Consider the following 23506-nt stretch of genomic DNA (forward strand, 5'->3'; position numbering starts at 1 on the left):
GGCGGGAAAGTCAAGCCGCGCGGCCGTGACCGGGCACGCCATTGCCAATCGCGGCACCGCCCGCCATCAAACCTGCGGGGAGCACGCACCGTGATCGGCGCGAAAGGATCAGCGATGGAACGCGAGGGGTGGCGGACGGATCTGGAAAACTGGCTCAGGCCCTCGATCAGCCTGCTGATCGTCGTGGCCGGCGGCGCGCTGGTATTGCTGCTCGCGCCGGGAAACTGGTGGGGCGGCTTCATGCTCTTCGTGGCCGGCATGTGGGCCGGACAATGGGAAGAGCAGATCAACCCCAGGCCCAGGCCGGAGGAACCGCTGCCCACCCCGCCCTGGGATGACATGGATGCGGCGGAGAAGCGCGCCTATGCGCTGCCGCCGCTGGTGTACGGCGCCTTTTCGACCCTGTTCCTGGCGGGATCGTTCCAGTTCGATTTCCGCGCGTTCGGATGGGGGCTGCTCGCGGTCGGGCTCTATGCCGGCGCGGCGGCGATCTGGTCCGGCCGGCGGCGCTGGCAGGGCCGGTTCGGCACCTGAAGCGGATCTCTGGCCCTCACCCCCCGCGCCTGTACAGGCTCACTGCGCAACCTCCATTGGGTCCATCCTGCCGGATCGCGTCGCCGCCGCCAATGGTGCCCATGATTGCGCGTGCGGGCGCGATGGGGCAGGTTGGCGGCGCCAGTTTCGGGCGAAGGGATCGGCGATGGAACCGGATGGGGTGCTGAAAACGCTGGGCGAGGGGCTGCGCCCGCATGCCCGTTTCCTGCTGATGCTGGCGGGCGCGATATTGGCGATGACGCTGCTCCCTTCGGGCTATTCGCTGCCCGGCCTGATCCTGGTTATGTTCGGCATGTTCGCGGAACGCCTCGCGACCGACCTCAATCCCGACGGGGAGGAGGAAGAGGCGTAGACGAGGGCGGGGCCTGGATTCCGATGACAGTGCACTTAATGCCGCTGAAGGGGGCGTCGTGCCCGAAGGGGTTTAGTGCACTGTCACGGAATCCGGCCAGATTCAGCGGTGGCCGGCACCGGCGTTCCCGACAGGCCGATGGACTGCGGTAAACAAGTGCCAAAAGACAGCGACGCTCCGATAACCGTTTATTGATCGCGGCGCGGTAGGCGTCTTCGCATGTGGTTGAAAACCTACCTGATCGTCACCGGCGTCGGGGCATTTATCGCGTTGGCCGTGCCATGGCTGGTTGTCATCGGCATGTTCCTTATTATCCCGGGCCTCATCCTCGTGATGATGCCGACGGCTTTCATTTATGGCGTCGTCTTCGCGCTTCTTCGGCTGCTGCTTGGCAACTTCCTCTCCGGAATTCCACTGAACCTGGTGTCGGGTGTGGCGACGCTCGCGCTTTTCTGGGCGATCCCTCAGCCAGGCCTCATCTCCGCACGAGCTTGGCTGGCCGACCTGAAAGAGCCCGACATTCTGACAGGCGCGCCGATCACCTTGAAGGGGGACATTCTTGTTACCCGGCCGTTCGAGGGGCGTTGCGATGCATTGTGCGCTGCGCTTCTAAAGACCCCAGGCGTTACGTCGGTCCGCATCGCCGCTCGCAACACCTCCTCCACCTTTCGGATATCGCCAGACTCGCTGCCGGGCGAGCGCGCCAAACCGATCGGATACGGGCTGCTCGAAAAAACGAAATATGTCGCCAGCGATCCGCTCGCCGGACAACGCGCACTGGAAGCCGAATGGAATCTGATGCTCTCGGAGGACAAGGTCTTACGTGTCAGCGAGGACAAGCCCGAACCTGATTTTTCGATTTCGATAGAGGATGGGCCTGCCGTGGAGGGCGGCAAGCGGCGTGGACGGCCGGATTGGTCGTTCAAACCCTCGACACCGCAACGCAAAAGGCTCTCTGTTTCAAATGCCAAGGGCGAGGTCGTGCTGCGGCAGTCGATCCTGTCGATTTTCGTCCCGGCCGCCCCATTGTTCATTGGGGCGTCGGGCGGAATCGAGAATTTTCGGTTTGGCTGGCAGCGAACGCGATTGGGGGATGGCAAAATGTGGGCCGAAGTTCCGGTCGACAGGCTGTTGCTGGACCATACGAACGTCTCGCGCGATGTGGACATGGAGGCCGCGAAAGCGAAGACGCGTGAAGAGCTTGCGCGTGCGCTTGACGATCCTCTCAGGCGGCCGGGCGACCCCGCATTTTTGCTGGCAAATCAATGGATGGATTCCTTTCAGGCGAACGATCAGCCGCTCAGCGATAGCGACCGCAAGCTACTGGGCCGCATTTTCGAGGATCCGCGCGTCGAATCCTCAGATGGGGCGTGGGCGATCATTGCGCGGGTAAATGACGAAGCTGCCGACCTCCGGCGGTTCGCTGCCCGCCGCTATCTGGCGGCGAGCGACAGGAAGAAGGCACGCGGCTGGATCAATGCTCTGGCGGGGCTGCCCGAAGGCGCTTACGCCACGCTTCTTCCCGAAGAACGCGAAATTCTCGCCGATCCGGCGGTGAGCCATTTTGCCACCGGCTTGATCAAGCGACAGGGCGACCGAGGTGTTGACGCGGTGCCCGACCTATTGCGATTGCTGCGCGAATACTCGGTCTATGATCCCGGCAAATATGGATTCAGCGACCTGACCGAGGGGGTCAACGCCGTGCGTAGCGGCTTTCGCCGAATTGGTCCCGCCGCCTCCTTCGCGCGCCCTGAAATAGAGCAATTGCTGGCTTCGCCGGGGGTGGACTACCGCTACAAGCAACTCGGCAAGCAAGACTGGGACACATTGCTGGTGGTTCTCGGGCGACCGGTCGAGACGCTGTTCAAGCCGGAGAACCTGTCCGGCACCGATGCCCGCTATCGCGAACGTCTCGTCCAGCGAGCTGCGAAACCTTACGATCCGCGGCGGAATTGATCATCGGCTTTCCACTTTTGCGGCTGAAAAGCGGACTGACCGCAATCGGCCCAAAATCCGCCTGGCAGCTACGCGCCCATCTTTGGACGTACAGCGCGGATTTCGGAAATCGTGGCTGCCAGGGCGCGCTCGAAATCGGCGGTTGGATGAGGAACCGGAACGTCGCCGCGCTGCGCTCACTGATAGCGCCGCAGCTTCTCGAACCCCTCATTCGCCTTCGTCATCTTCGCCAGAGTCCTGAGCTGACCGCGAACATGCCGCTCGAACCGCGCATCGTCATGGATGCCTGTGGCCCGATAGTCGTCCTGGCCGATCAATTCCTTGAGGCGCGTGACGAAGGCGGCCTGCTCGTTCGTGCAATCCGGGGCTTTCAGTGCGCGGCAGACCCATTCCTCGGCCGCCGCCTTGTCATACTCGTCCCGTGCCTCATAGCCGCGCCTGTCCGCCGCCGCCTGATCCAGTTTCGAAGCCTCGAACCGGTGCTCCAGCCATTTCCGGACCTGCTCCCCATCCCACGCCTTTGACGGATTGCTCATCACTTTCTCCCACACCCAGTGCGCCATTGGCCGCGCTTTGGACCTGGCGCACGATCCCAGACAGGGCGGGCTCGCGCGGGCACCTATGAACGATATCGATCCTAAAAAGCCAACGCCAATGGTGGTTCCTCGGTTGCCTCGCGCCGGCATGATGTCCTTTGTCCATGATTGATCGCAGAGGTGAACGAGCCGCGATCGATCATAAGGTTGCACCAAGGGAAGGCGCCGTATCGGGAGGCGCGGAGGTTGCCCGGCTCGGTTCGCATAGTCGATTTTCGACCGAAAATGATCCGCAGGAGCGGCGCAAGGACCGATTTGATCGAAAGCACGGAGCAGCATCGCTGCGGCCGTTCAGGAATATGGCAGACCGCGAGCCGGGCAACCGGCAAGGCGAAGGAGCGGTTAACAGTTCAGGCGTATGCCGGGGGTAGAGCATGCTGTGATCCGCCGGAAGCGGATCGCATGCCCTAGGTTTTTGTTTTGCCGCGATTTTCGAGTCGTTCGATTCCATCGAACTGCAAATCGCCCTAGGCCTTGGAGTTTGCTTGCCGATGTCGATTCTTACGATCGTTCGTCGCCTCATCGGTCGCCCGCCTGCACCCAGCCGCGGCGTGGACGAGGAGATCTTCCGCTCGATGGTCGAGCAAAGCGGGGACGTGATCTGCCATGTGGTCGATCGTCTCTTCACCTATGTTTCGCCGTCGGCGTGCGAGGTATTCGGGTGGGACCGAAGCGCAATGATCGGCACGGATGGGACGAACCTGATCCACGAACCCGACCTGCCGGTCCTTCAGGATGTGTTCGCTCGCAACGCCGCCGGGGAACTGGGTCTGATCCGCCATCAGGTTCGCGTGATTTGCGGCGACGGGTCGCTGAAATGGGCGGAGACGAGCGCGCATTCTGAGCTTGGTGAGGGGGGAGGGATCCACACGATCCTGGTCATCCGCGACATATCGGATCGCAAGCGCCTAGAGCAGGAATTGGAGGAACTCGCCCGCAAAGATGGGCTGACCGGACTCGCGAACCGACGCGCCTTCGATGAGATGCTCGAACGGGCGTGGCGCCGGACGCTGCGCGAAGGCGGCGAGATGGCATTGCTGCTCCTCGACATCGATCACTTCAAGCGGTTCAATGATTCCTACGGCCATCAATCCGGTGACGACTGCTTGCGCGCCGTGGCCGCGGTCGTGGACAAATTTGGACGGCGCCCGGATGACCTGGCGTGTCGTTACGGCGGCGAGGAATTCGCCGTCATCCTGGGCGGCCTTGGTCCGAATGGCGCGACCGCCATCGCCGAGGAAATCCGATCCGCGGTGGCCGGGCTGGGCGTCCCGCACGAGGCCAGTCCAAGCGGGTTCGTGACCGTCAGCATAGGCGTCGCCGCAGCCGTGGCCCGGCTCGGCGGCTCCATCCGCATGCCTGAAAGCCTTCTCCAGGCGGCTGATCACGCGCTTTACAAGGCCAAGACCGGCGGACGGAATCAGGTCGAACTCTCGGTCCTGATCGCACCGTCCGAACGAATATAGTTTTCGGACATAGGGGGCAGCTGCTTTGCGCTCCAACCTCAGCCGGTCATGACGGTTGTCAATGTTCCCGATAGCAGCCGTTCATAGTATCGCGCGGCCTGCTCCGGACCATGCGTGCGGAGCGTCACGGACAAGCGGTAAGCGGAGAAGATGATGGCTGCCAACGACGTCGATACCCATATGAGCAGGGAGGCCGTATGAGCAGGGAGATTGATACCTCTGCGGTCGTCATCGGCGCTTCCGGTGGCATCGGCGGCGCGCTCGAAGCGGCGCTTATCGAAGAGGGCACGTTCCAGACGGTTCACGGCTTCGCCCGTTCGCGAAGCGGCGCGCAGCATCTCGATCTGCTCGATGAGGCCAGCATCGCCGCTGCGGCCGTCCATGTCGGCGCCGGTCCGGAGCCCCGGCTGGTGATCGTCGCGACTGGCCTGCTTCATTCGGAAAGCAACGGGCCGGAAAAGGCGCTGGGCGATCTGGATCCGAGCTGGCTTGCCCAGGTCTATGCCGTCAACGCGATCGGCCCCGCGCTGGTGGCGAAACATTTCCTGCCGATCATGCCCAGGACCGGGCGGGTGGTGTTCGCGGCATTGTCAGCTCGCGTCGGATCGATCGGCGACAACCGGCTCGGCGGATGGCATGGCTATCGTGCGTCGAAGGCGGCGCTCAACATGCTGGTGCGCAACCTTGCGATCGAGGAACGCCGCCGCAACGATCGCGCGATCGTCGTCGCGCTGCACCCGGGAACGGTCGATACGGCTTTGTCTCGGCCATTTCAGGGCAATGTGCAGGCCGGTCGGCTATTCACCCCGGAGCGCGCCGCACTGCAGTTGCTGGACGTGATCGAGGAACTGAAGGTGCCGGATAGCGGCAAGCTGTTCGACTTCGAAGGTAAGGAAGTGGCGTTCTAGTGGCTGTTACGGTGTCGTGTGCAAAAATTCCTGAGCGGCCAATTTGCCAGCCCGTCGTCATCGGCAGAATTAGGGGGCACGTGGCACCGTAATTCCAATGAACTTTAGCGCCGCTCATTCGCTTACAGCCTACCGACAACCGTCGGACAGCGTTCAGGGCCGCCCGTGTTGTGTTTGGCGGCCCTGTTCGTGCTCCTGAATTCACTTCGTCGGCTGCCAGCCGGTCTGCAGACATCGGCCCTCATCCGCCGATACTGTCATCACTCCTATTCGCGGGCGCGGCGGTTCGCTTCAAGGGCGACAGCACCTGCGGTGTGATGAAGGCGACAATGGCCATCATTACGGCAACGTCGTAACTGCCAAGCCCGAATGAAACCCCGATCGCTCCGCTAACCCGCAGGCAACGGCGCCAGGCGCTTGCCGCTCGTCCGGGTCAGCGCCGCCGTCCCAATCAAGATTTCCACTGCGGCATCCCCGATCCGCTTTGCCGTTTCCAGGGCAGCGGCTGGAGTAAGGATGATGTCCACATCGGATGGGCCGGAAATGTGGACGGAAGGGCCTTCGGCCTCCACGGCGCTGGGCTCGTCGTAGACCGTTCCGGTAACCGACTCAGGATCGATCGCGCTCATCACCCAATCCCTGGCGAGCGTCATGGAAGTGAATATCTCGGTCTTGCAATCGGCAGCACGCCTGGCTTGCAGCTTGGCAATCCCGGAGGTGGTGACGATGGCCGTCCGATCGGCATGAAGGATACCGAGACCCGCAACCATCGATCGTAGCGCATCGGCGACATCGGCGGTCTGCGCGCTGCTCGATCGAATATCGATGATAAATGACGTTGGCCGACCGGCGAGGTGAAGTTTTGCCAGCTCCATGCGAAGAGCCTCCTCATAGGACGCGACCGTCGCCAACGACCAGGTGCCGTTTCGAATGACCGTCAATAGCGAGATTTGCGGTTCGAGCTTGAACTGAAACAAAAGCGATGCTCCCATAGCGGGAGCACTCCAGTGTCTCTCAGTCGCCACGTCGCCGAAAATGGTCGTGGTGATGATCGTTCAGTATACTCGTTAGAACCATTTGAAAAGCGAAGATATTTTTGAACGAGCGGCCGGTGGCATCGGCGTCATGCCCGAGACCGCGCTCCTGGTGTTACGGTGCCACCTGCAAAATCCCTATATGCTCAATGTGTCAGGCTCGCCGTCACTTGCAGAATTGAGGGGTTTTCGCTCGTGGCGCTGCAATTACAGCAGGCACAGCTTCTTTTCCCTTCCCTCTTGGTGGAGAAAGGACAATGCTGCCTGACCCGCAACAGCGGGTTAAGCAGCTTTGGATGAAGGGAGGGGGCGTCCTTTGATCATGGTTTCGGGCTGATACCCCGGGTAGGAGTTTGACATATGGGAGCGATGCTCACCAATCTCGTGACGGCAGGACTGCACGCGCGATGAGTATCCCGGCCGCCGCCGCGCTTCTTTTGCTGTCCGGGGCACCCCCCGCTCTTTCCGATGTCGCGCCCGAGATCGAGCTGCAGCAACTTGCGGGTGATCCGGTGCCACCGGTGGTGGTGCCGACCACCGGAAAAATCCCACCCCCCGCTTCGGGCACGCCCGCAACAACCAGTGGCGAGCAGCCGGCCGAAATACCGCCACCGCAGGACGATATCGTGGTGAAGGCACGCGGAGCGCCGCCGCCGGGCGATCCGCTGCAAGACGTCAACGTCACTTCGTATCGGGCGATCCAGTCGGTCGACAAGGCGCTCGTCGCCCCTGTCGCCACGGGCTATCAAGGCATCGTTCCGGAACCTGTTCGCGATGGGCTTGGCAATGCGTTGCGGAACCTGAGCGAACCCATAAATTTCCTGAATTTTCTGTTGCAGATCAAGATCGGCAAGGCCGCCGAAACCCTCGGCCGCTTCGCCGTCAACACGACCTTCGGCGTCGTGGGCCTTTTCGATGCCGCGAAGGCGAAGCCGTTCGGCCTGCCTTATCGGCGCAACGGCTTTGCCAATACATTGGGATTTTACGGCGTCGATCCCGGCCCCTATTTTTACCTCCCGCTCGTCGGACCGACGACATTGCGCGACATGGTCGGCAACAGCATCGACCTGCTTGTCCTGCCGACCGCGGTCGGCGCGCCTTTCAACCGCGCGGCCTATTCGATTCCGACAAATGTGATCAAGCAGCTCAATGACCGCATCGAGCGCGATGCCGGGATTGCGCGCCTGCAAAAAGAAAGCGCCGATCCCTATGTCGAGACACGCACCCTCTATCTCGAAATGCGCCAACGCGAAATCGACGCGTTGAAAGGCAAGGTCATTGCGGTGAAACGGGAGAAAAATCCCTGAATGATCAATTTGCCAAGCTCGTCGTCACTGGCAGGATTGGGGGTTTTGTACTGGCGCCGTAATGGCCCTCTTCTTTTTCTGAGGCTTCACGCTCTATCTGTCATCCCCGCTTTCGCGGGGATGACAGATAGAGCGTGACTTATGCAAACGTCTCGCGTTCGCGGGGAATGACAGGATGAACTCATCTGGCTGGATCAGACTCTAGCGACGAGATCGCCATCACCGGTGCCCTCGCCTTCCCGGAAAGGGTGGCGCGGGGAGGACGGTCCCGATTGTTACAGATCCGCGCCGACCCGTTGCAGCAGCCGTTCCGCCACCGATTTGCGGATGGGCATGCCTTTGCGCATCTTCAGCCAGGTGTTCACGCTGATCCCGAATGTTTCCATCACGCATTCGGCGGTCTGCGCGCGCAGGCGGCCATTCAGCTTTTCGACGCAGGTCGGGCTGACATAGCTGAGCCGGGGATTGTCGGTGTGGATGATGTTGCCGCCGCCACTGCCACCGCCACAAGGGGTGGGGAGGGGCGCGGTGCCCGGCCTGGCGAACATGTGCCGGCCCGGCTGGTCGTCGGGTCGCGCCCGTTGAACTGCTAAAGTCATCGAAACTGCTCCTCAACTCTCGTTCTGGTCACTGTCCGTCGCACGCGCGCCATCGCTGGCGACGAAGCGCGCGCTTCGCTCGGGGCGTGGCGGTCCCCCAAAAGGCCGCCGGGCATATCGAGTCCGGTCTTTACCGACCGGTTTTATAATTAGTGGGCGGACGCCGAAGACGGCGCGGGTTCCGGCCCGTACATCTTGGTCAGATAGGTGATGATCTGTTCGCTTTCCGGCTCGGTCAGCTGCGCGCCGTTCTGGATCATGCGTTCGACCACCGTGCGCCAGTCATTGCCCGACAGGCGCTGGACGGTCACCGTATTGAGTTCGTGGCAGGTGTGGCAGCGCTGGACGAACAGATCCTTGCCCGGACCCGCTTTCGGATCTTCTTGGGGGTTCTGGGCCTTCAGCCCGGTCGAAACCAGCCCGGTCGCCAGTCCCGCGATGACCAGCGCCGCAAGAATGCCTGTACGCCCTGCAGTCGACATCACTCACTCCTACTCTTTTTTCAGGCACATCATGGTATATTCAAGTTTAAGCAGACTTGAACGGATCATGCCGTTTCGGCAGCTGGACTGCGCGTGATCACGCCCGATACGATAACCGCCAGCAGCCCGGAGAGAATGCCGATGAGCAGGCCGGATCCGAGCACCAGTCCGGTGGGGAGCCCCGGCGGAAGGCCCGATGCGAAGAAGGTCGTCATGCCGATGAAATAACATACGACCAGGCTCGCAAAGGGCAGGAATTGCGCGAGCAGCGCCGCGAACACGATGACGAACACGCCCAGCAGCAGCGCGATATCGGCGCCAAGCGCCGCTGCGCCGCCACCGATGATCGCCGCCCCGACAAAGCCGAATATGACGCCGAGAATGGCGCAGACGAAGGTCGGCGCCGCGGTTCTGGCGCTCATGCCGCCGGCGACGAAGGCGATCCAGCCGATGAACATCACCCAGACCGGGATTTCGAGGCGAGCGCAGATCACGCTCGATATGGCGGCGACGAGTGCGATGACGGCGAGAGCAAGAATGTTTTTCATGATCACTGGCCCCTGATCGATGATCCCGGAAAATCGGGCCGCGGCGGGGGGAAAGGAATCCGCCGCGGCCCCTTGGACGCCTCAGAATTTGAGGCGGACACCGGCGCTGATGGTGCGACCCAGCACGAAGCCGACGAAATTGTCGAAGCCCTGGGCCGTGTTCTCGAACGGTGGGTAGGTGTCGAACAGGTTGGCGACCTGGACATAGACGCTGGGCTCACCCGGCAGGCTGTCGCCGAACTTGTAAGTGAGGTTCAGGTCGACCGTGGTGTAGGAACCGACCTTGTCGCCGCCACCGTTCGGGATGCCGCCCGAAGAGGTGACCGGGTTGAGCGCGGTGCTGCCCCAGAAGGTGAAGCCGCCGGTATAGTTGGCGAAGACCGAGGCGGAGACCGGCCCGACATCGACGTTGAGATCGGCGCGCAGATCGGTGCGGATCGACGGGAAAGTGCCGTTGAAACGGTTGCGATTGAGCACGCTGAACACCGGCTCACCCGGCGCCGCGGTCTGGTCGAACTTGGTCTTGTAGGTGCCGGCGATGCCGCCGCGGATGGAGCCCCAGTCGAAGCTGTGGCGATAATGGACATCGAAATCCACGCCTTCGACATAGACGGTGTAGACATTGAAGTTGCGGAAATCGAGGCCGAAATAGATCGGCCCTGAGCTGAGTGGAGAGCGCTGACGGCGTCCGCCGCGATAGGCCTCGATCTCGGCCGCGGTGGCGCCGTTCGGATAGATCTTCAGCAGATCGTGGAACGCATCCGAGTTGATCACGATCGACAGTGGCGGCGATCCGCTCGTGCCCTCCAGCGTGGTGTGCCAATAGGTCAGGTTGGCGGTCAGGCCGGGCAGGAAGCGTGGTGCGAAGTCCGCGCCGATCGCCCAGGTCTTGCCTTCGGCCGGCTTCACGTCGGGATTGGCGCCGTCGAGGCGCATGCCCGCGATCGACGCGGTGCCGAGGATACAGGTGGTCTGGCCGGGCGTGTTGCAGCCCGGGATCGCGCGCGCCTCGGGATATTTGTCGAGAGGCACGTTGAGCGTGCCGTTCTGCGGGCCGAAGAAGGTGTCGACGCTACGGCCGTCGATGCCGCTGAGCACGTCGGGCCCATAGGTCGAGAATTGCGGCGCCACGAACGAGGTCGCATAGTTGGCGCGGATCTTCAGCCCCTCGACGACTTCCCAGGTCGCGGCGAATTTGGGATTCTTGATGCTGCCGAAATCGCTATAGTGATCATAGCGGCCCGAGACATTGATATCGAGGCGCCGGGCGAAGGGCACTTCCATTTCCGGCGAGATCACCGGGATCAGCACTTCGGCATAGGCCGATTTGACGGTGCGGAGATAGCGGAAGGCGTTGAAGCTCGATCCGGTGCTCGACGGGCCGGTATTGTTGGGTTCGACCACCTCGGTATCGATCTTGTACTTGGTCATGTCGCCGCCCAGCGCGACCTTCACATCGCCGGCGGGCAGTTCGAACAGCGAACCGTCGATCTTGAGGTTGTACTGCTGGATCACCTGGCGCGCGGCCTGGTAATTGCGGCTGTCGAGCAGGCGCTTGAGCACTTCGGGCGAGGTCCGGTTGGTGGCGCGCGGATTCCAGACATCGACGGCATTGGCCGTCGTCAGCGGCACGTTGGTGACGAGCACATTGGTGTTGGGGATCGATGGCTGGGTGAGGTTGCCATTGGCGTTGGTGGTGCCGTTGAGCGCGAGCAACAGGCAGCTCTGGCAGAGCGAACCGGTGATCGTGGTCTTGGCGGTGTTGACGCCGGCCATGACGAAGCCGCCGAGCCGCCATTTGTCGCTCAGCTTATATTCGGCGTTGAAATAGCCGTAGAAGGTCTCGCTGACCCCCTTGGCGCGCGCACCTTCAGGGAAGAGTTCGTTGGCGTCGAAGCGGATCGTGCCGGTATGGGGAACCGGATCGAGGCCCGCTGGAGCGACGAAGAACGGATTGATCTGACCACCCTTGCCGCTGCCGGGGCCAAAGACGGTCGCGGTGATCAACTGCGCGGACGGCGTGGCCCCCGTGCTGGACGCGATCGTGACCGAATTGCGCTGGACGTTGGTGCGGCTCGAGAAGACGAAGTCGGCGTTGAGCGAGAGGCGGTCCCCAACCTGCTGGTCGAACTTCACCATCACCGAATGACGGCGTTCCTGGGGAATCAGGTCTGTATAACTAGCCTGTTCGCACGGTGCAAAGGCCTGCTGGTTGGGCGTGCCTGATGCATAAGGGTATAGATAGATTGCCGAACTGCCTGCCGGCTGGAAACTGGCGGGCGAACAGTTGAAATTGCCGAAATTGCTGCCGCCACGGGCGCGCTGGTCGGGCAGGGTGAGCGGACGATCGGCGCCGAGCAGATTGCCGCGATCGGTATAGCTGTAGAAGATCGCGCCGCCGCCGGTATCCCAGCGATGGCCGAGCGCGATATTGGCGTTCCAGTTCTTGTAGTCGTCGCCAAAGCCATATTGGGCATTGGCCTCGACGCCCTCGAAGCGGCGGCGGGTGATGAAGTTGAGGACGCCGGCGACGGCGTCCGAACCGTAGATCGACGATGCGCCCTCGGCGAGCACTTCGACGCGTTCGATCGCGTTGGTCGGGATGAAGTTCGGATCGGGCAGGTTGCGGATGATGCCGGTCAGCGGGAAGCGGTGACCGTCGATCACGACGAGCGTGCTCGAGCTGTTGGAGCCGCCCAGGCCGTGGATCTGCGGCACCGAGGCGCCGGCGGAGTCATTGGCGGCGAAACCGCCCTGGCCGGCGGCATTGCCGCCCCAGATCGCGGGCACTGTCTTGAGCAATTGCTGGACGGTCTGGACCGCATTGTCCTCGATCGCGTCGCGGCCGACGCTGATCAGGTTGGATCCGACGGCGGGCGCGCCGCGGATGCTGGATCCGGTGACGATGATGTCGGGGGCATTGGTGCCGCTATCAGCCTGGTCGACCGTGGCCGCGGCCTCGTCCTGCTCCGGTTCGGCAGGGGCGGGGGCCTGTTGCGCATGGGCCGGATAGGACCAGCCCAGTGCCAGCGCGAGCAGTCCGACGGATTTCAGATAGTCTTTGCGATGAATTTTACAGGTCATGTTATCCCCTCCATCTCGTTTTTCTGTTTTATCGGAGCCGCCCCTTGGTTTTTCTAGGCAAAGCTCCGCCCACCGGTGGAATCACGCTCTCACCGGCAACGATCTTCAGTGGTTACTTCGACTCAAATCCCGTTGGTCGGCCGATCGGATCAGGGCAGTCCCTGTCGCAATCTTCGTCGGCCCGTATCTATTCTGTGTTTGGGGTGCGTCGGTGACGAGAACATCCTCATTCTCCTATCGCAACACGGTCGGCGGAGTTGAACGAGACCGCGAGCACGGCGTCTTCGGTCCCGATATTGCGGGCGTTGTGAAGAACGCCCTCGGGAATGACGACGGTGTCGCCGGCCTTCATCTCATATTCCTTGTCGCCCACGCGGTGCATGATGTGGCCGCGCAGGACGTGGAGAACCTCGTCGCAATTGGGGTGCCAGTGCACCGGGTTCTGCTTGCCGGGCGAGATCGTCGCCTGGCCGATGGTGACCTTGCTCGAATTGCCCAGCGCGCGCGACGCGAACCATTCGAGCTTGCCCCAGGGCTGCGCCTCGGGTTTCACGTCAGAATAGGGCAGCACGACGATCTGCGGGGCGGGCGGAGGCGCCATGCCCATGCGCGGCGCGGTCGGGATGGTCGAGGCCGCGCCTGCCTGCGGCACATCCTGCTTCGCGGCCCACAGGATCGCGTTGAGCAGCAATGTCCGGACCTGAGGCTGATCGAGCGACGCCAGATAATGGCCGCCGGCAAAGGCGAAGGCGCGGCCGCCGCCGGCGCGTTCGTGCGTCCAGGCGATCACGCGATCCTTGGGCGGTTCCTCATAGACCGAGCCCGACTTGCGGAACTGGATATGTGCGCGGCCGCTGAGGATCGGCGTGACCGTGCCGAAGTCGATCGCCGAATAATATTCGTCGAGATAGTCGAAATTGCCGACGCCGCTGGTGACGGGATGCCCCTTGGCAACGACGGTGACGGGCGCCGCCTCCATCGCATAATCGCTTCCCGACGCCCGGACGCCGCCGAGCAGTTCGGCAAAGGGTGCGGCACGGGCGGTGTCGGGCACGGTGAAGGCCTGGTGCATCGCGACGAAGCCGACGCCGCGCGCGGCGAGCTTGGTCAGCTGCGCCTGGACAGCGGGATCCTGGGCGGGATTGACGCTCTTGCCGTCGGCGCCGGCGACGGGGCCGAAATAGAGCAGGACGACGCTGGCATCGTCGATCTCCGCGAGATTCTTCGGGAAACCGACCGGATAGGTCTTCACCACCGGCTTGAGTTTCGCGAAATCGGGCGAGGATTTGATCAGCCGCTCCAGCTTGAGCACGCCGTCGGGGAAATCATGCTCTCCCGTCGCCATGCCCTGTTTCTTGCCGCCGATCAGCACGATGGTCGGCTGGGCCGCCAATGGCGTCGCGATCGCGGCGAGACCGGCCGCAACCGACCAGCGGACGAGGCCGGTGCGCAGACGGGTCATGATTTCCGCCTCAACGGCAGGCTGGCGAATTTGCGGACCTGCTCGGTGATCGCGATCTCGGCGGGCAGGCGTTCCATCGACGTCGCGCCATAGAAACCGTCGACATCGGGGCATTTCTCGAGGACGATCGAGACGTCGTCGGGCGAGGAGATCGGCCCGCCATGGCAGAGCACGATGACGTCGGAGCGCTCGCTGCGCGCCGCGTCGATGATCTGGTTGACCAGTTCCGCCGCCTTGTCGAGGCTCATCGAGGTCTTGGCGCCGATCTGGCCGCCGGTGGTGAGCCCCATATGCGCGACGATGATGTCGGCGCCGGCGCGCGTCATCTGTTTCGCCTGTTCGGTGTCGAACACATAGGGCGTGGTCAGCAGGTCGGCGGCATTGGCCGCGGCGATCAAGTCGATCTCCTTGCTGTAGCTCATGCCCGTTTCTTCCAGGCTGAGCCGGAACGATCCGTCGATCAGGCCGACGGTCGGGAAATTCTGAACCCCGGCAAAACCCATTTCGGTGATCTCGCGCAGGAAGCGGTCGGTCAGCAGAAAGGGATCGGTGCCATTGACGCCGGCCAAGACGGGCGTGTTCTCGACGATCGACAGGATTTCCTTGCCCATGTCGAGAACGATGTCGTTGGCATTGCCATAAGCGAGCAGGCCGCTCAACGAGCCGCGGCCGGCCATGCGGAATCGCCCCGAATTATAGATGATCAACAGGTCGGCGCCGCCCTGTTCTGCGCATTTCGCGGAAATGCCAGTGCCCGCTCCGCTGCCCACGATCGGCATGCCTGCCGCGATCTTCTGGCGAAACCGACTTAGAATTTCCTGACGTTTCCAACGCATAGAGCCTCCGAATAATGGAACAGGCGATTTCAGTGCATAACCTTGCGGTATTCATCGACGATGGCCTGCGCGAACGCCGGATCGTTGATGTGATGGGGATAGCGGACGATGCGGCGCGTCGGTCCCTGGACCACGGCGGTTTCGAGTTCCGCGAACAGCGCCGCGTCGGCCTCGGGATCGTGGAAGGGGGCGCCGGGCTTGTCGATGCCCGACACACCGCCCTCCGGAATCAACAGGGTGAAGCCGGCATCGGGATGCGCGTTCAGCTTGCGCGCGATCCAGCGGGCGCAGGCGATATTCTCTTCCACCGTCGTTCGCATCAGGGTGACGCTGCTGTTGTGGACGTAGAGATTGCGGCCGCGAAACCGTTCGGGAACGCTGTCGATCGGGCCGAAATTGACCATGTCGAGCGCGCCGACCGACAGGACATAGGGCATGCGCCGTTCGAGCATGACGTCGAACCGCGCGGGGCCGCAGGCGAAGACGCCGCCGACCACTTCGTCGGCGACCTCGGTCGTGGTGATGTCGAGCACGCCGTCGAGCATGTCGCTGCCCGCCAGTTCCTCCATCGCCCGTCCGCCGACGCCGGTCGCGTGGAAGACCAATGTGTCGTAGCCCATCGGCTCGAGGATCTCGCGGACGCTGGTGACGCACGGCGTGGTGACGCCGAACATGGTCATGCCCACGGCGCGCTGGCCTTCGTCCGAAGCGGGGGCGAGGCGGGCCATGCCGGCGATCGCCGCGGCCGCGTTGCGATAGATCTGGCGCGAGACCCGGTTGAGGCCGGCGACGTCGACGACCGAGAACATCATGGTGATGTCGCTGGTGCCGATATAGCTGCTGGTGTCGCCGCTCGCGACGGTCGAGACCATCAGCTTGGGAAATCCGATCGGCAATCCGCGCATCGCGGTCGCGATCATCGCGGTCCCGCCGGTGCCGCCCAGGCCGATCGCGCCGGAACAGCGACCGGCGCGATAGGCGTCGATCATGAAGCTGCGCAGCGCCCGGCTCATCGCGGTGACCGCGGTGCCGCGATCGGTGTGGCCGAGCACGGCCTGGGGGCCATCGGGATGGAAGGATGCGACGGTGGCGCGATCGATGCCGGGCTGCGCCATTGGCGGGTTGAGGGTGCCGACGTCGATCAGGACGGCCTGAACCCCCTCCGCACGGAGGGCGTCTGCGAGGAAGCTCGCTTCGTCGAGCTTCGTATCGAGCGTGGCGAATACATAGACTGGTGCCAAATTGCTCATCGCGTTCCTCCCTCACCCATCTTTGCGGGTTCGATCGCCAATTTGTGGCTCGATCGAAACAATGCATGGACCGTGCCAAATGCCGTGACGAAAGCATATAGCCGCGCCGGCCCATTTTTTCGTACGATCCGGTTGTCACTTTTGTAACCCTGTGACAACATGGTTGCCATAGGTGACAATAAACGGGGAGGAAGCGCCAGGCGATGCACAGTCTTGTCCGGGATCTCGCAAAGGGTGCAAAGCATAGCGGGTCGCCGGTGCTCGCCGTGTCGGCGGGGTCGGGGCAGATCGCCGAATATGTCGTCGAGGCCGGCGCCGACCTGCTGCTCGCGCTCAATGCCGGGCTCTATCGCAGCCTGGGTCATGGCTCGCTCGCGTCGCTGCTCGCCTATGGCAATGCCAATGAGCAGACCGAGGAATTGCTGCGGCGTCATATCCTGCCCAATGCCGGCGGCCTGCCGGTGGTCGCGGGGGTGATGGCGAGCGATCCGACGATCGATGTCGATGCGCGCCTTGCCCATTTGCGGCGCATGGGCGTGCAGGGTGTGACCAACTGGCCGACGGTCGGCTTTATCGACGGCAAGATCCGCGAAGCGTTCGAAGAGGAAGGCTATGGCCTGTCGAATGAGGTGGAATTGCTCGGCGCGGCGCGCAAGCAGGGCATGGCGACCTTTGCCTTCGTGCTCAATGTCGAGGATATCCGCCGCTTCGCCGCGGTCGGTGTCGACGCCTATATCATCAATGCGGGGCTGACCCCGCTGCAGTTCGCGATCGGCGATCGCCGCGACCGGCTCCAGGATTCGCTGATCCATATCAACCGCATGCTGGCAGCGCTCGAAGGGGCGTCGTCGCGCCCCCTGTGCCTTATTTATGGCGGCCCGTTCACCGACGTCGAGGATTTCGCGACATTGTTCCGGCAGGTGAAGGCCGACGGCATTGCTGGCGGATCGGTGTTCGAGCGGCTGCCGGTTCAGGCGATCACGTCCAATTTCGTCCGGCGCTGCAAGACGCTGAGGCTGGTCGATCCCGATGCCGAGGAGCCGGGCCGGCGCGAGATGCTGGGGCGGTCGGCCGCCTATCACGATCTGGTCAGGATGATCGAGCGCGTGGCGCGCTTCGATGCCAATGTCGTGATCGAAGGCGAGACGGGCGTCGGCAAGGAATTGGCGGCCAGCCTGATCCACGAACTCAGCCCGCGATCGAAACAGCCCTTCATCACGCTGAATTGCGGCGCCATTCCCTCGGGCCTGCTCGAAAGCGAATTGTTCGGCCATGAGCGCGGCGCCTTTACCGGCGCCGACCGCCGCCGGATCGGCAAGTTCGAACTGGCCAATCGCGGTACCTTGCTGCTCGACGAGATCGCCGACCTCAGCCCGGCCGCGCAGGTGGCCTTGCTGCGCGTCCTTCAGCAGCGCGAGGTGGTGCGTGTCGGCGCGGACAATCCGATCCCGCTCAATGTCCGCGTGATCGCCGCGACCAACCGTTCGCTCGCCGAACTGGTCCAGGAGGGGAAATTCCGCTCGGACCTTTATTACCGGTTGAGCACGGTGACGCTGAGCATCCCCCCGCTGCGCGAACGGCTGGACGACCTGTCGGTGCTGGCCAGCGATTTCCTGCAGAAGACCGCAGCCGAGCTCGGCATGCCCGCCTTGGCGATCGACGAGCGGTTCGAGGAGGAGATGGCACACCATAGCTGGCCCGGCAACATCCGCGAGCTGCGCCAGGTGATCTCGCGCGCGGCGATCCTCGAGGACGGTCCCGTGCTGCGCGGCACCCATTTCCAGCCCGATGGCGGGCGCCGTTCGTTCGTGACGGGCAACGCCCTGTCGCGGCGCGTGACGATCGAGGACATCCATCGCGCCATCGAACGGGCCGGGGGCAATAAGAGCGTCGCCGCCGCATCGCTCAAGATCAGCCGCAAGACATTGTACGCGAAGCTGGATGCGGGGCGGTAAGGGCTCGGCTTGGCGTAGGATAGGTTCCGCTTAGGTGTCCTCGCAGTGTCATCCCCGCGAAAGCGGGGATGACAGGTAGAGCGCGACTTATGCAAACGTCCCGCTTTCGCGGGACTGACAAGTGAGAGAACGGAGCACTCTGCTCCCTTCGACTGTCACCCATTATGTTCCCTTATTCACAAGGTGACACGGGTAACGCCAACGTTCCACCGCAAAGCCCGCGCCAGCAGCCTATCCCTATGCTGTCGGGATTTGGCACAGTCCATGCATCGCAATGATTCGGACCCACGAAGATGGGCGATGATCGGTGCCGCCAAGGAGAGTATCGGATGAAGCTTAAGACAGCGCTGTTATGTGTCGTCCTGTCGGCTGTTTCGACGGCCGGATCGGCCCAGGTCACCAAATCATCGCCGCTCGACAAGCTCACCAATCACAATGATCCGCAGCGCAGCGGCTGGAATGCGAACGAGCGGCGCCTGACGCCCAGATCGGTCGCCAGCGCGAAGTTCGGCCCGCTCTGGTCGTCGCCGCAGCTCGATAGTTTCAACGGCACGCCGCCGCGGCTGTTCGCAGCGCCGCTTTATATGAGCGCGGTCAGGATGACCGGCGGAGACCATGCCGGCAAGACCTTCGCGGTCACCTATGCGGTCACCACCACCGGCTATGCCTATGCGATCAGCACCGCGGCCGCGAACGGCGTGGCACCCGGCACGATCCTGTGGCGCAAGCGCCTGACCGAGACGCCATGCAGCAAAGGGACGCAGGGTAATCTCAGCACACCGGTGATCGATCCGAAGACCAACCGGCTCTACGTGACCAGCTGCAGCGATCCGAAATGGCAGGTCCATGCGCTCGACATCCGCAGCGGCGAGGAGATGGCGGGCTGGCCGATCGATTTCGACGCCGCGACGATGAACCAGCCGGGGCTGAACCGCAACGGCACGACCAAATGGGTCGCCGAGACCGATGACAAGAAGAGCTTCTCGTCCGACGGCAAGCGCGCGGTCTGTCGGACGCCCTGCTACACGCAGCGCGGCGGGCTCAACCTCAGCCAGGACGGCGAACGGCTCTATCTCACTTTCGGCCCCGATGGCGTGGGCTGGCTGGTCGTGGTGGACACCAAAGCCGCCAAGGTGGCGACCGCCTTCACCTCTATCCAGACCAACCAGCAGGAACAGGGCGGCATGTGGGCCTCGGGCGGGCCGGCGCTCGACCGGCAGGGACGCATCCATGTCTCGACTGGCGCCAATCTTATCCCCGGCCGGCTCTATGGGCTTTCGGGCGTCTGCCCCGAATGCGACAATGCCTGGGGCCAGACGATCATGCAGTTCGTCGACGACCGGCAAAAGGGGCTGACGCTCGCCGGCACCTATACGCCCTATAATTATTGCCAGGCTTCGAAGACCGACATCGATATCGGCAGCAGCGGCGTCATCGTGTTCGACCTGCCCAAGGGCAGCACGAGCACGCCCAATCTGCTGTCACTGGGCGGCGGCAAGCAGGGCAATATCTATCTGCTCGATCGCGACCATATGCCCGGCGGCCTGACCAAGCGGCAGCCCTGCACCGACGATCCGTCGCAGGACACGTCCTTGCTCGCGCCCGAGCCGCAGCCCGAATTCGGAAAGCGCGGGCCGATCAACCTGTTCAAGCCCTTTTCCGACGATCTCGGCGCATTCGACCAAGCCAAGAGCCGCAGCACCGCCGCCTATTATCGTGACGCGCGCGGCACCAGCTATGTCTTCGTCAGCGGCAGCAAGAAGATCGGCGAAAATCTGACGACCGACGCGCCGCCGGGGCTGGCGCGGGTGAAGCTGGTCACCGAAAAGGACAAGCCGGCTTTCCTGCGCGTCGACGGCATGGAGGAAACTCAGACCTTCAAGAATCCCGGAAACCCGGTCGTCACCAGCAATGGCGGCCGCGACGCCATTGTTTGGGTGCTCGACAACAACGCGCCGCGCACCGCCAATCTCTACGGCGCAGGCGCGCCCAAGCCGGTGCTCTACGCCTTCGACGCGCTGACCTTCAAATTGCTGTGGAAGACCGGCGACGGCGAGCTCTTCACATCGGGCAAATATAACGAACCGACGATCGCGAACGGCGTCGCACTGGTCGGCACCGACCGGATCCAGGCGTTCGGCCTGCGATCGAAATGACCCGACCGCCGAAAGGGCGGACCACATCACAAGGGAGGATGGAATGATCGCTACGCATCGCAGGACGATCTTGAAATCGGCGGCTTTCGTCGCGCTGGCCGCCGGTGCGCTGGCGCCGCTCCATGCCCAGGACGCCAAACAGGCGCCGGTGCCCAAGGGCTTCACCTCGCTGTTCGACGGCAAGACTCTGAAGGGCTGGCGCGGCGATCCGACATTCTGGTCGGTGCGCGACGGCGCGATCACCGGCAGCGCCGAGACCCCGATCGCGTACAACACCTATCTGATCCTCGATAAGCCCTATGCCAATTTCGAGATCCGCTTCAAATATCGCTTCATGACCGAGGCCGGCAATTCCGGCCTCCAGTTCCGCAGCGCGCAGGTGGCGGGCAATCACATCATGGTCGGCATGCAGGCCAATGTCACGCCGATCACCAAATCCCCCGAGCGTTTCGCCATGCTCTATGAGGAGATTGGCGAGCGCCAGGAAATGGTGCTGCTCGGCCAGAAGGCGGAGATCACGCGCGTCCAGGCGGCGGGCGGCGGGCAAGGCCGGATCGTGCGGACCGTCTCCGGAATGATCAATTCGCGCGATGAGATATTGAAGGCGGTCAAGCCCGCCGGCGAATGGAACGAGGATGTGCTGATCGTCTACGGCAATCGTTTCGTCCATGCGGTCAACGGCTATCTCGCCTTCGACGCGACCGACAGCGACCCGATGGGTGCCAAGGACGGGCTGCTCGGCTGGCAACTCCACAAGGGGCCGGCGAGCACGGTGCAGTTCAAGGATGTGGTGATCCGTCCGCTGACCGCGTTTCCCGACATCACCGGCCGCTTCATCACCAAGCCGAGCCCGGCGCCGGAACCGCGGCGGACCTACAAGGATTCGACCAAGGTCAATCTGCCCGACACGCCGATGCCGGATTGATCGGCACGCATCTCCGCCCGAACGGTTCGTGCGGAGATGCGGAAAATATGGCTCAGGCCCTTTGTAAATTCGATGTCACCCCAGCGAAAGCTGGGGTCCATACGATGTCCGATTGCTCCGAATATGCGGCGATATCGCATAGGCTCCAGCTTTCGCTGGAGCGACGGGTGACTCTTACTGACCAGCTGGTGCAGCCGCTTTTTCCAGCTTGATATTCAGCTGCGTCCGCACCGGTTCGGGTGCCGGCCCCGGCTTCGTCACGAAACGGCGGCTGATATCGGGGAAGCTCGTCAGCGGCTTGATCACGACATCCTTGAACTGCGCGGTGCTTGGCGGGCCGGCATGGGCCTGGATGCCGATCAGCCCGTCCTTGGCGCCCAGCGGATCATTGTCGGTGGCATCGAAGGCGACAAGGCCGTTGATGACATGGACGATGCGGTTGCCATGGACGATCAGCACATCCTCGTTCCATTCGGGATAGGGCTTGATCGACGCGATAATCGCCTCACGCGGGTTGGTCGTGCCGAGCACTGTGCGGACGATCGCGCCCTGGCCGCCGGTCGTGGCCTGGCGCCGCGTGATGACGGCGCGCTGGCCGAGCAGCACCATTTCGAGCCGGTTCAATTCCTCATAGAGCATGCCGAAACGCTCCTCGCCGCATGACGGCAGGCCGCAGGCGCTGAAATTGGCGGGCGTGATGTTCGATTGCATGCCGGCGAGCACGTGATTGCCCTCGACCTGGCCGCTGCGGAACTGGAGCCCCGAATTGCCGACGCGGGTGACGAAGCGGTATTTCAGGCGGATCTCGAAATTGGCGTAGGGCTTGTCGAGGATCAGGAAGGTGTTGTGCGTCAGCCCCTTGTCCGAGCTGGCGGTGATGGTGCCGTCGCGCACCGACCAGACATTCGGATCGCCGCGCCAGCCCTTCAGGCTCTTGCCGTCGAACAGCGGGACGAACCCTTTGGGGACGGGGGCCTGCCTTGTGACGGCGGTCGATTGCTGCGCCTGAAGCGACGATGTGGAAACCAGCGCGAATGCGGCCAGCGCGGCATATTTCAGTCGGGCATGGTGGGTGGTTCGGGTCAATTTTGCTCTCCTGTCATTCGGGCAGTGCCACATCGGGCAGGGCCGCCCGCGTCGAATCCTTGTAGGTCCGCCGCGGCTCGGGCGCGGGGCTGGGGGTGCTGCGGAAGCGGCCCTCCAGCTTCGGCGCGGCCTTTAGCGGCTTGATCACGATGTCCTTGTACTGGACCGTCATTGGCGGGCCGGAATGGGCCTGGAGGCCGAACAAACCCTCCCTGGCGCCCAGCGGATCGCGGTCCACGGCATCGAAGACCAGCAGGCCGTTGATCGCCGACACGATATGGTTGCCATGCGCGATCACGACCACCTCGTTCCATTCGGGATTGGGGCGGATCGACGCGAGGATGTCGGCGCGCATATTGACCATCTCGCTGACGCTGCGGACGACGCGGCCGCGCCCGCCGCCGCCGGCCGCGCGGCGCGAGATCTCCGCTCTCTGGCCGAGCAATGCGAGTTCCTGCCGGTCGTTGAGCTCGCTGTAGAGCATGCCGAACCGTTCCTGCGGCACATTGATCGGCGTCACATTCGCCTGATAGCCCGTCATCGCGAAATTGCCGTCGACCTGGGCGCTGCGGAACTGGAATCCGGAATTGCCCTGGTCGGTCAGCCAGCGATATTTGTAGCGGACCTCGAAATCGCCATAGGGTTTCCCGAAGATCAGGAAGGTGTCCTGCGGGATGGGGTGATCGGATCCGCCGGTGATCGCGCCGTCGCGCACCGACCATATCGTGGGATCGCCGCGCCAGCCCTTCAGCGTCTTGCCGTCGAACAGCGATTTGAACCCCGCCGGCACCGGTGCGGGCTGCGCAAGGAGAGAGGCGGGGGCCAGGGTCAGCGCGAGGAGCGCCGTGGCTGCCGATAAAATGGGGGCGGGTCTCCGGTCGATGCTGCGGATCATGCGAATATCCCCTTTCTGGGGCGGGGTGGTCGCCGCCGCCGGGCGGACGGCGAC

Annotated in this window: 20 protein-coding genes; 9 read left to right on the forward strand and 11 right to left on the reverse strand. The window is 63.2% G+C overall.

All coding sequences use genetic code 11. From position 1 onward, the window contains the following. Positions 1-114 precede the first annotated feature (114 nt). From AC3WN8_RS27115 to AC3WN8_RS27125, 3 genes are all read left to right on the forward strand, one after another. Positions 115-534, forward strand: coding sequence for a hypothetical protein (locus AC3WN8_RS27115; protein WP_492672631.1), 420 nt, complete (start codon positions 115-117; stop codon positions 532-534). A 166-nt stretch (positions 535-700) separates the two neighbouring features. Then, positions 701-907, forward strand: a complete 207-nt coding sequence (locus AC3WN8_RS27120) for a hypothetical protein (RefSeq protein ID WP_492672632.1) — start codon at positions 701-703, stop codon at positions 905-907. Positions 908-1126: 219 nt separating this feature from the next. After that, positions 1127-2863: a hypothetical protein gene (locus AC3WN8_RS27125; protein WP_492672633.1), complete on the forward strand. Its 1737-nt coding sequence runs from the start codon at positions 1127-1129 to the stop codon at positions 2861-2863. A gap of 176 nt (positions 2864-3039) precedes the next feature. On the opposite strand, the gene AC3WN8_RS27130 is transcribed toward AC3WN8_RS27125, so the two are convergent. Further along, complete coding sequence (locus AC3WN8_RS27130; protein WP_492672634.1) at positions 3040-3399, reverse strand: hypothetical protein; 360 nt, start codon at positions 3397-3399, stop codon at positions 3040-3042. A gap of 551 nt (positions 3400-3950) precedes the next feature. On the opposite strand from AC3WN8_RS27130, the gene AC3WN8_RS27135 reads away from it, so the two are divergent. Together AC3WN8_RS27135 and AC3WN8_RS27140 are read left to right on the forward strand one after the other, a co-directional pair. Continuing rightward, positions 3951-4925, forward strand: a complete 975-nt coding sequence (locus tag AC3WN8_RS27135) for a sensor domain-containing diguanylate cyclase (RefSeq protein WP_492672635.1) — start codon at positions 3951-3953, stop codon at positions 4923-4925. Positions 4926-5122: 197 nt separating this feature from the next. Beyond that, a complete protein-coding gene (locus AC3WN8_RS27140) occupies positions 5123-5833 on the forward strand; it encodes an SDR family NAD(P)-dependent oxidoreductase (protein WP_492672636.1) in 711 nt (236 codons plus the stop codon). A 389-nt stretch (positions 5834-6222) separates the two neighbouring features. On the opposite strand, the gene AC3WN8_RS27145 is transcribed toward AC3WN8_RS27140, so the two are convergent. Beyond that, positions 6223-6825 carry a hypothetical protein gene (locus tag AC3WN8_RS27145; protein ID WP_492672637.1) on the reverse strand — a complete coding sequence of 201 codons (603 nt, stop codon included), beginning with the start codon at positions 6823-6825 and terminating at the stop codon, positions 6223-6225. Between the two features lie 449 nt (positions 6826-7274). Between AC3WN8_RS27145 and AC3WN8_RS27150 the strand changes: the two genes are divergently transcribed. After that, entirely contained in the window at positions 7275-8174 is a 900-nt protein-coding gene (locus AC3WN8_RS27150; protein ID WP_492672638.1) for an MlaA family lipoprotein, read from the forward strand. A gap of 275 nt (positions 8175-8449) precedes the next feature. Here AC3WN8_RS27150 and AC3WN8_RS27155 read toward each other — a convergent pair whose 3' ends face one another. The 7 genes from AC3WN8_RS27155 to AC3WN8_RS27185 form a co-directional block, all read right to left on the reverse strand. Beyond that, positions 8450-8773: a hypothetical protein gene (locus tag AC3WN8_RS27155; protein ID WP_492672639.1), complete on the reverse strand. Its 324-nt coding sequence runs from the start codon at positions 8771-8773 to the stop codon at positions 8450-8452. A gap of 149 nt (positions 8774-8922) precedes the next feature. Then, on the reverse strand, positions 8923-9255 hold the full coding sequence (locus tag AC3WN8_RS27160) for a hypothetical protein (protein ID WP_492672640.1): 333 nt from the start codon (positions 9253-9255) through the stop codon (positions 8923-8925). A 65-nt stretch (positions 9256-9320) separates the two neighbouring features. Then, a complete protein-coding gene (locus AC3WN8_RS27165; RefSeq protein WP_492672641.1) occupies positions 9321-9803 on the reverse strand; it encodes a DUF1097 domain-containing protein in 483 nt (160 codons plus the stop codon). 81 nt (positions 9804-9884) lie between these two features. Continuing rightward, positions 9885-12887 (reverse strand): TonB-dependent receptor domain-containing protein, encoded by a 3003-nt coding sequence (locus AC3WN8_RS27170; protein WP_492672642.1) that lies wholly within the window; start codon positions 12885-12887, stop codon positions 9885-9887. A gap of 226 nt (positions 12888-13113) precedes the next feature. After that, positions 13114-14349 (reverse strand): ThuA domain-containing protein, encoded by a 1236-nt coding sequence (locus tag AC3WN8_RS27175; RefSeq protein WP_492672643.1) that lies wholly within the window; start codon positions 14347-14349, stop codon positions 13114-13116. Continuing rightward, the gene (locus AC3WN8_RS27180; RefSeq protein ID WP_492672644.1) at positions 14346-15185 is read right to left on the reverse strand and encodes a phosphoenolpyruvate hydrolase family protein; all 840 of its coding nucleotides are present in this window, start codon (positions 15183-15185) and stop codon (positions 14346-14348) included. Before AC3WN8_RS27180 ends, AC3WN8_RS27175 begins: the two co-directional genes overlap by 4 nt. Before the next feature lie 29 nt (positions 15186-15214). Continuing rightward, positions 15215-16435, reverse strand: coding sequence for a Tm-1-like ATP-binding domain-containing protein (locus AC3WN8_RS27185; protein ID WP_492672645.1), 1221 nt, complete (start codon positions 16433-16435; stop codon positions 15215-15217). Positions 16436-16638: 203 nt separating this feature from the next. On the opposite strand from AC3WN8_RS27185, the gene AC3WN8_RS27190 reads away from it, so the two are divergent. From AC3WN8_RS27190 to AC3WN8_RS27200, 3 genes are all read left to right on the forward strand, one after another. Further along, the gene (locus tag AC3WN8_RS27190) at positions 16639-18390 is read left to right on the forward strand and encodes a phosphoenolpyruvate hydrolase family protein (RefSeq protein WP_492672646.1); all 1752 of its coding nucleotides are present in this window, start codon (positions 16639-16641) and stop codon (positions 18388-18390) included. Positions 18391-18719: 329 nt separating this feature from the next. Further along, on the forward strand, positions 18720-20546 hold the full coding sequence (locus AC3WN8_RS27195; protein ID WP_492672647.1) for a hypothetical protein: 1827 nt from the start codon (positions 18720-18722) through the stop codon (positions 20544-20546). Between the two features lie 43 nt (positions 20547-20589). After that, positions 20590-21471: a 3-keto-disaccharide hydrolase gene (locus AC3WN8_RS27200; RefSeq protein WP_492672648.1), complete on the forward strand. Its 882-nt coding sequence runs from the start codon at positions 20590-20592 to the stop codon at positions 21469-21471. Positions 21472-21645: 174 nt separating this feature from the next. Here AC3WN8_RS27200 and AC3WN8_RS27205 read toward each other — a convergent pair whose 3' ends face one another. Beyond that, entirely contained in the window at positions 21646-22557 is a 912-nt protein-coding gene (locus AC3WN8_RS27205; RefSeq protein ID WP_492672649.1) for a 3-keto-disaccharide hydrolase, read from the reverse strand. Positions 22558-22570: 13 nt separating this feature from the next. Continuing rightward, the coding region (locus AC3WN8_RS27210) for a 3-keto-disaccharide hydrolase (protein ID WP_492672650.1) at positions 22571-23506 on the reverse strand (936 nt) is incomplete at its 5' end.

This window comes from Sphingobium sp. FW305-3-2-15-F-TSA7 (assembly GCF_058787155.1).

Excerpts from the sequence above, each read along its gene's own strand:
- AC3WN8_RS27150 (WP_492672638.1), top strand. The coding sequence starts at position 7,275 with ATGAGTATCCCGGCCGCCGCCGCGCTTCTTTTGCTGTCCGGGGCACCC.
- AC3WN8_RS27125 (WP_492672633.1), top strand. The coding sequence starts at position 1,127 with ATGTGGTTGAAAACCTACCTGATCGTCACCGGCGTCGGGGCATTTATC.
- AC3WN8_RS27140 (WP_492672636.1), top strand. The coding sequence starts at position 5,123 with ATGAGCAGGGAGATTGATACCTCTGCGGTCGTCATCGGCGCTTCCGGT.
- AC3WN8_RS27160 (WP_492672640.1), bottom strand. The coding sequence starts at position 9,255 with ATGTCGACTGCAGGGCGTACAGGCATTCTTGCGGCGCTGGTCATCGCG.
- AC3WN8_RS27165 (WP_492672641.1), bottom strand. The coding sequence starts at position 9,803 with ATGAAAAACATTCTTGCTCTCGCCGTCATCGCACTCGTCGCCGCCATA.
- AC3WN8_RS27155 (WP_492672639.1), bottom strand. The coding sequence starts at position 8,773 with ATGACTTTAGCAGTTCAACGGGCGCGACCCGACGACCAGCCGGGCCGG.
- AC3WN8_RS27200 (WP_492672648.1), top strand. The coding sequence starts at position 20,590 with ATGATCGCTACGCATCGCAGGACGATCTTGAAATCGGCGGCTTTCGTC.
- AC3WN8_RS27180 (WP_492672644.1), bottom strand. The coding sequence starts at position 15,185 with ATGCGTTGGAAACGTCAGGAAATTCTAAGTCGGTTTCGCCAGAAGATC.
- AC3WN8_RS27115 (WP_492672631.1), top strand. The coding sequence starts at position 115 with ATGGAACGCGAGGGGTGGCGGACGGATCTGGAAAACTGGCTCAGGCCC.
- AC3WN8_RS27120 (WP_492672632.1), top strand. The coding sequence starts at position 701 with ATGGAACCGGATGGGGTGCTGAAAACGCTGGGCGAGGGGCTGCGCCCG.
- AC3WN8_RS27145 (WP_492672637.1), bottom strand. The coding sequence starts at position 6,825 with ATGGGAGCATCGCTTTTGTTTCAGTTCAAGCTCGAACCGCAAATCTCG.
- AC3WN8_RS27185 (WP_492672645.1), bottom strand. The coding sequence starts at position 16,435 with ATGAGCAATTTGGCACCAGTCTATGTATTCGCCACGCTCGATACGAAG.
- AC3WN8_RS27175 (WP_492672643.1), bottom strand. The coding sequence starts at position 14,349 with ATGACCCGTCTGCGCACCGGCCTCGTCCGCTGGTCGGTTGCGGCCGGT.
- AC3WN8_RS27130 (WP_492672634.1), bottom strand. The coding sequence starts at position 3,399 with ATGAGCAATCCGTCAAAGGCGTGGGATGGGGAGCAGGTCCGGAAATGG.
- AC3WN8_RS27190 (WP_492672646.1), top strand. The coding sequence starts at position 16,639 with ATGCACAGTCTTGTCCGGGATCTCGCAAAGGGTGCAAAGCATAGCGGG.
- AC3WN8_RS27135 (WP_492672635.1), top strand. The coding sequence starts at position 3,951 with ATGTCGATTCTTACGATCGTTCGTCGCCTCATCGGTCGCCCGCCTGCA.
- AC3WN8_RS27170 (WP_492672642.1), bottom strand. The coding sequence starts at position 12,887 with ATGACCTGTAAAATTCATCGCAAAGACTATCTGAAATCCGTCGGACTG.
- AC3WN8_RS27195 (WP_492672647.1), top strand. The coding sequence starts at position 18,720 with ATGAAGCTTAAGACAGCGCTGTTATGTGTCGTCCTGTCGGCTGTTTCG.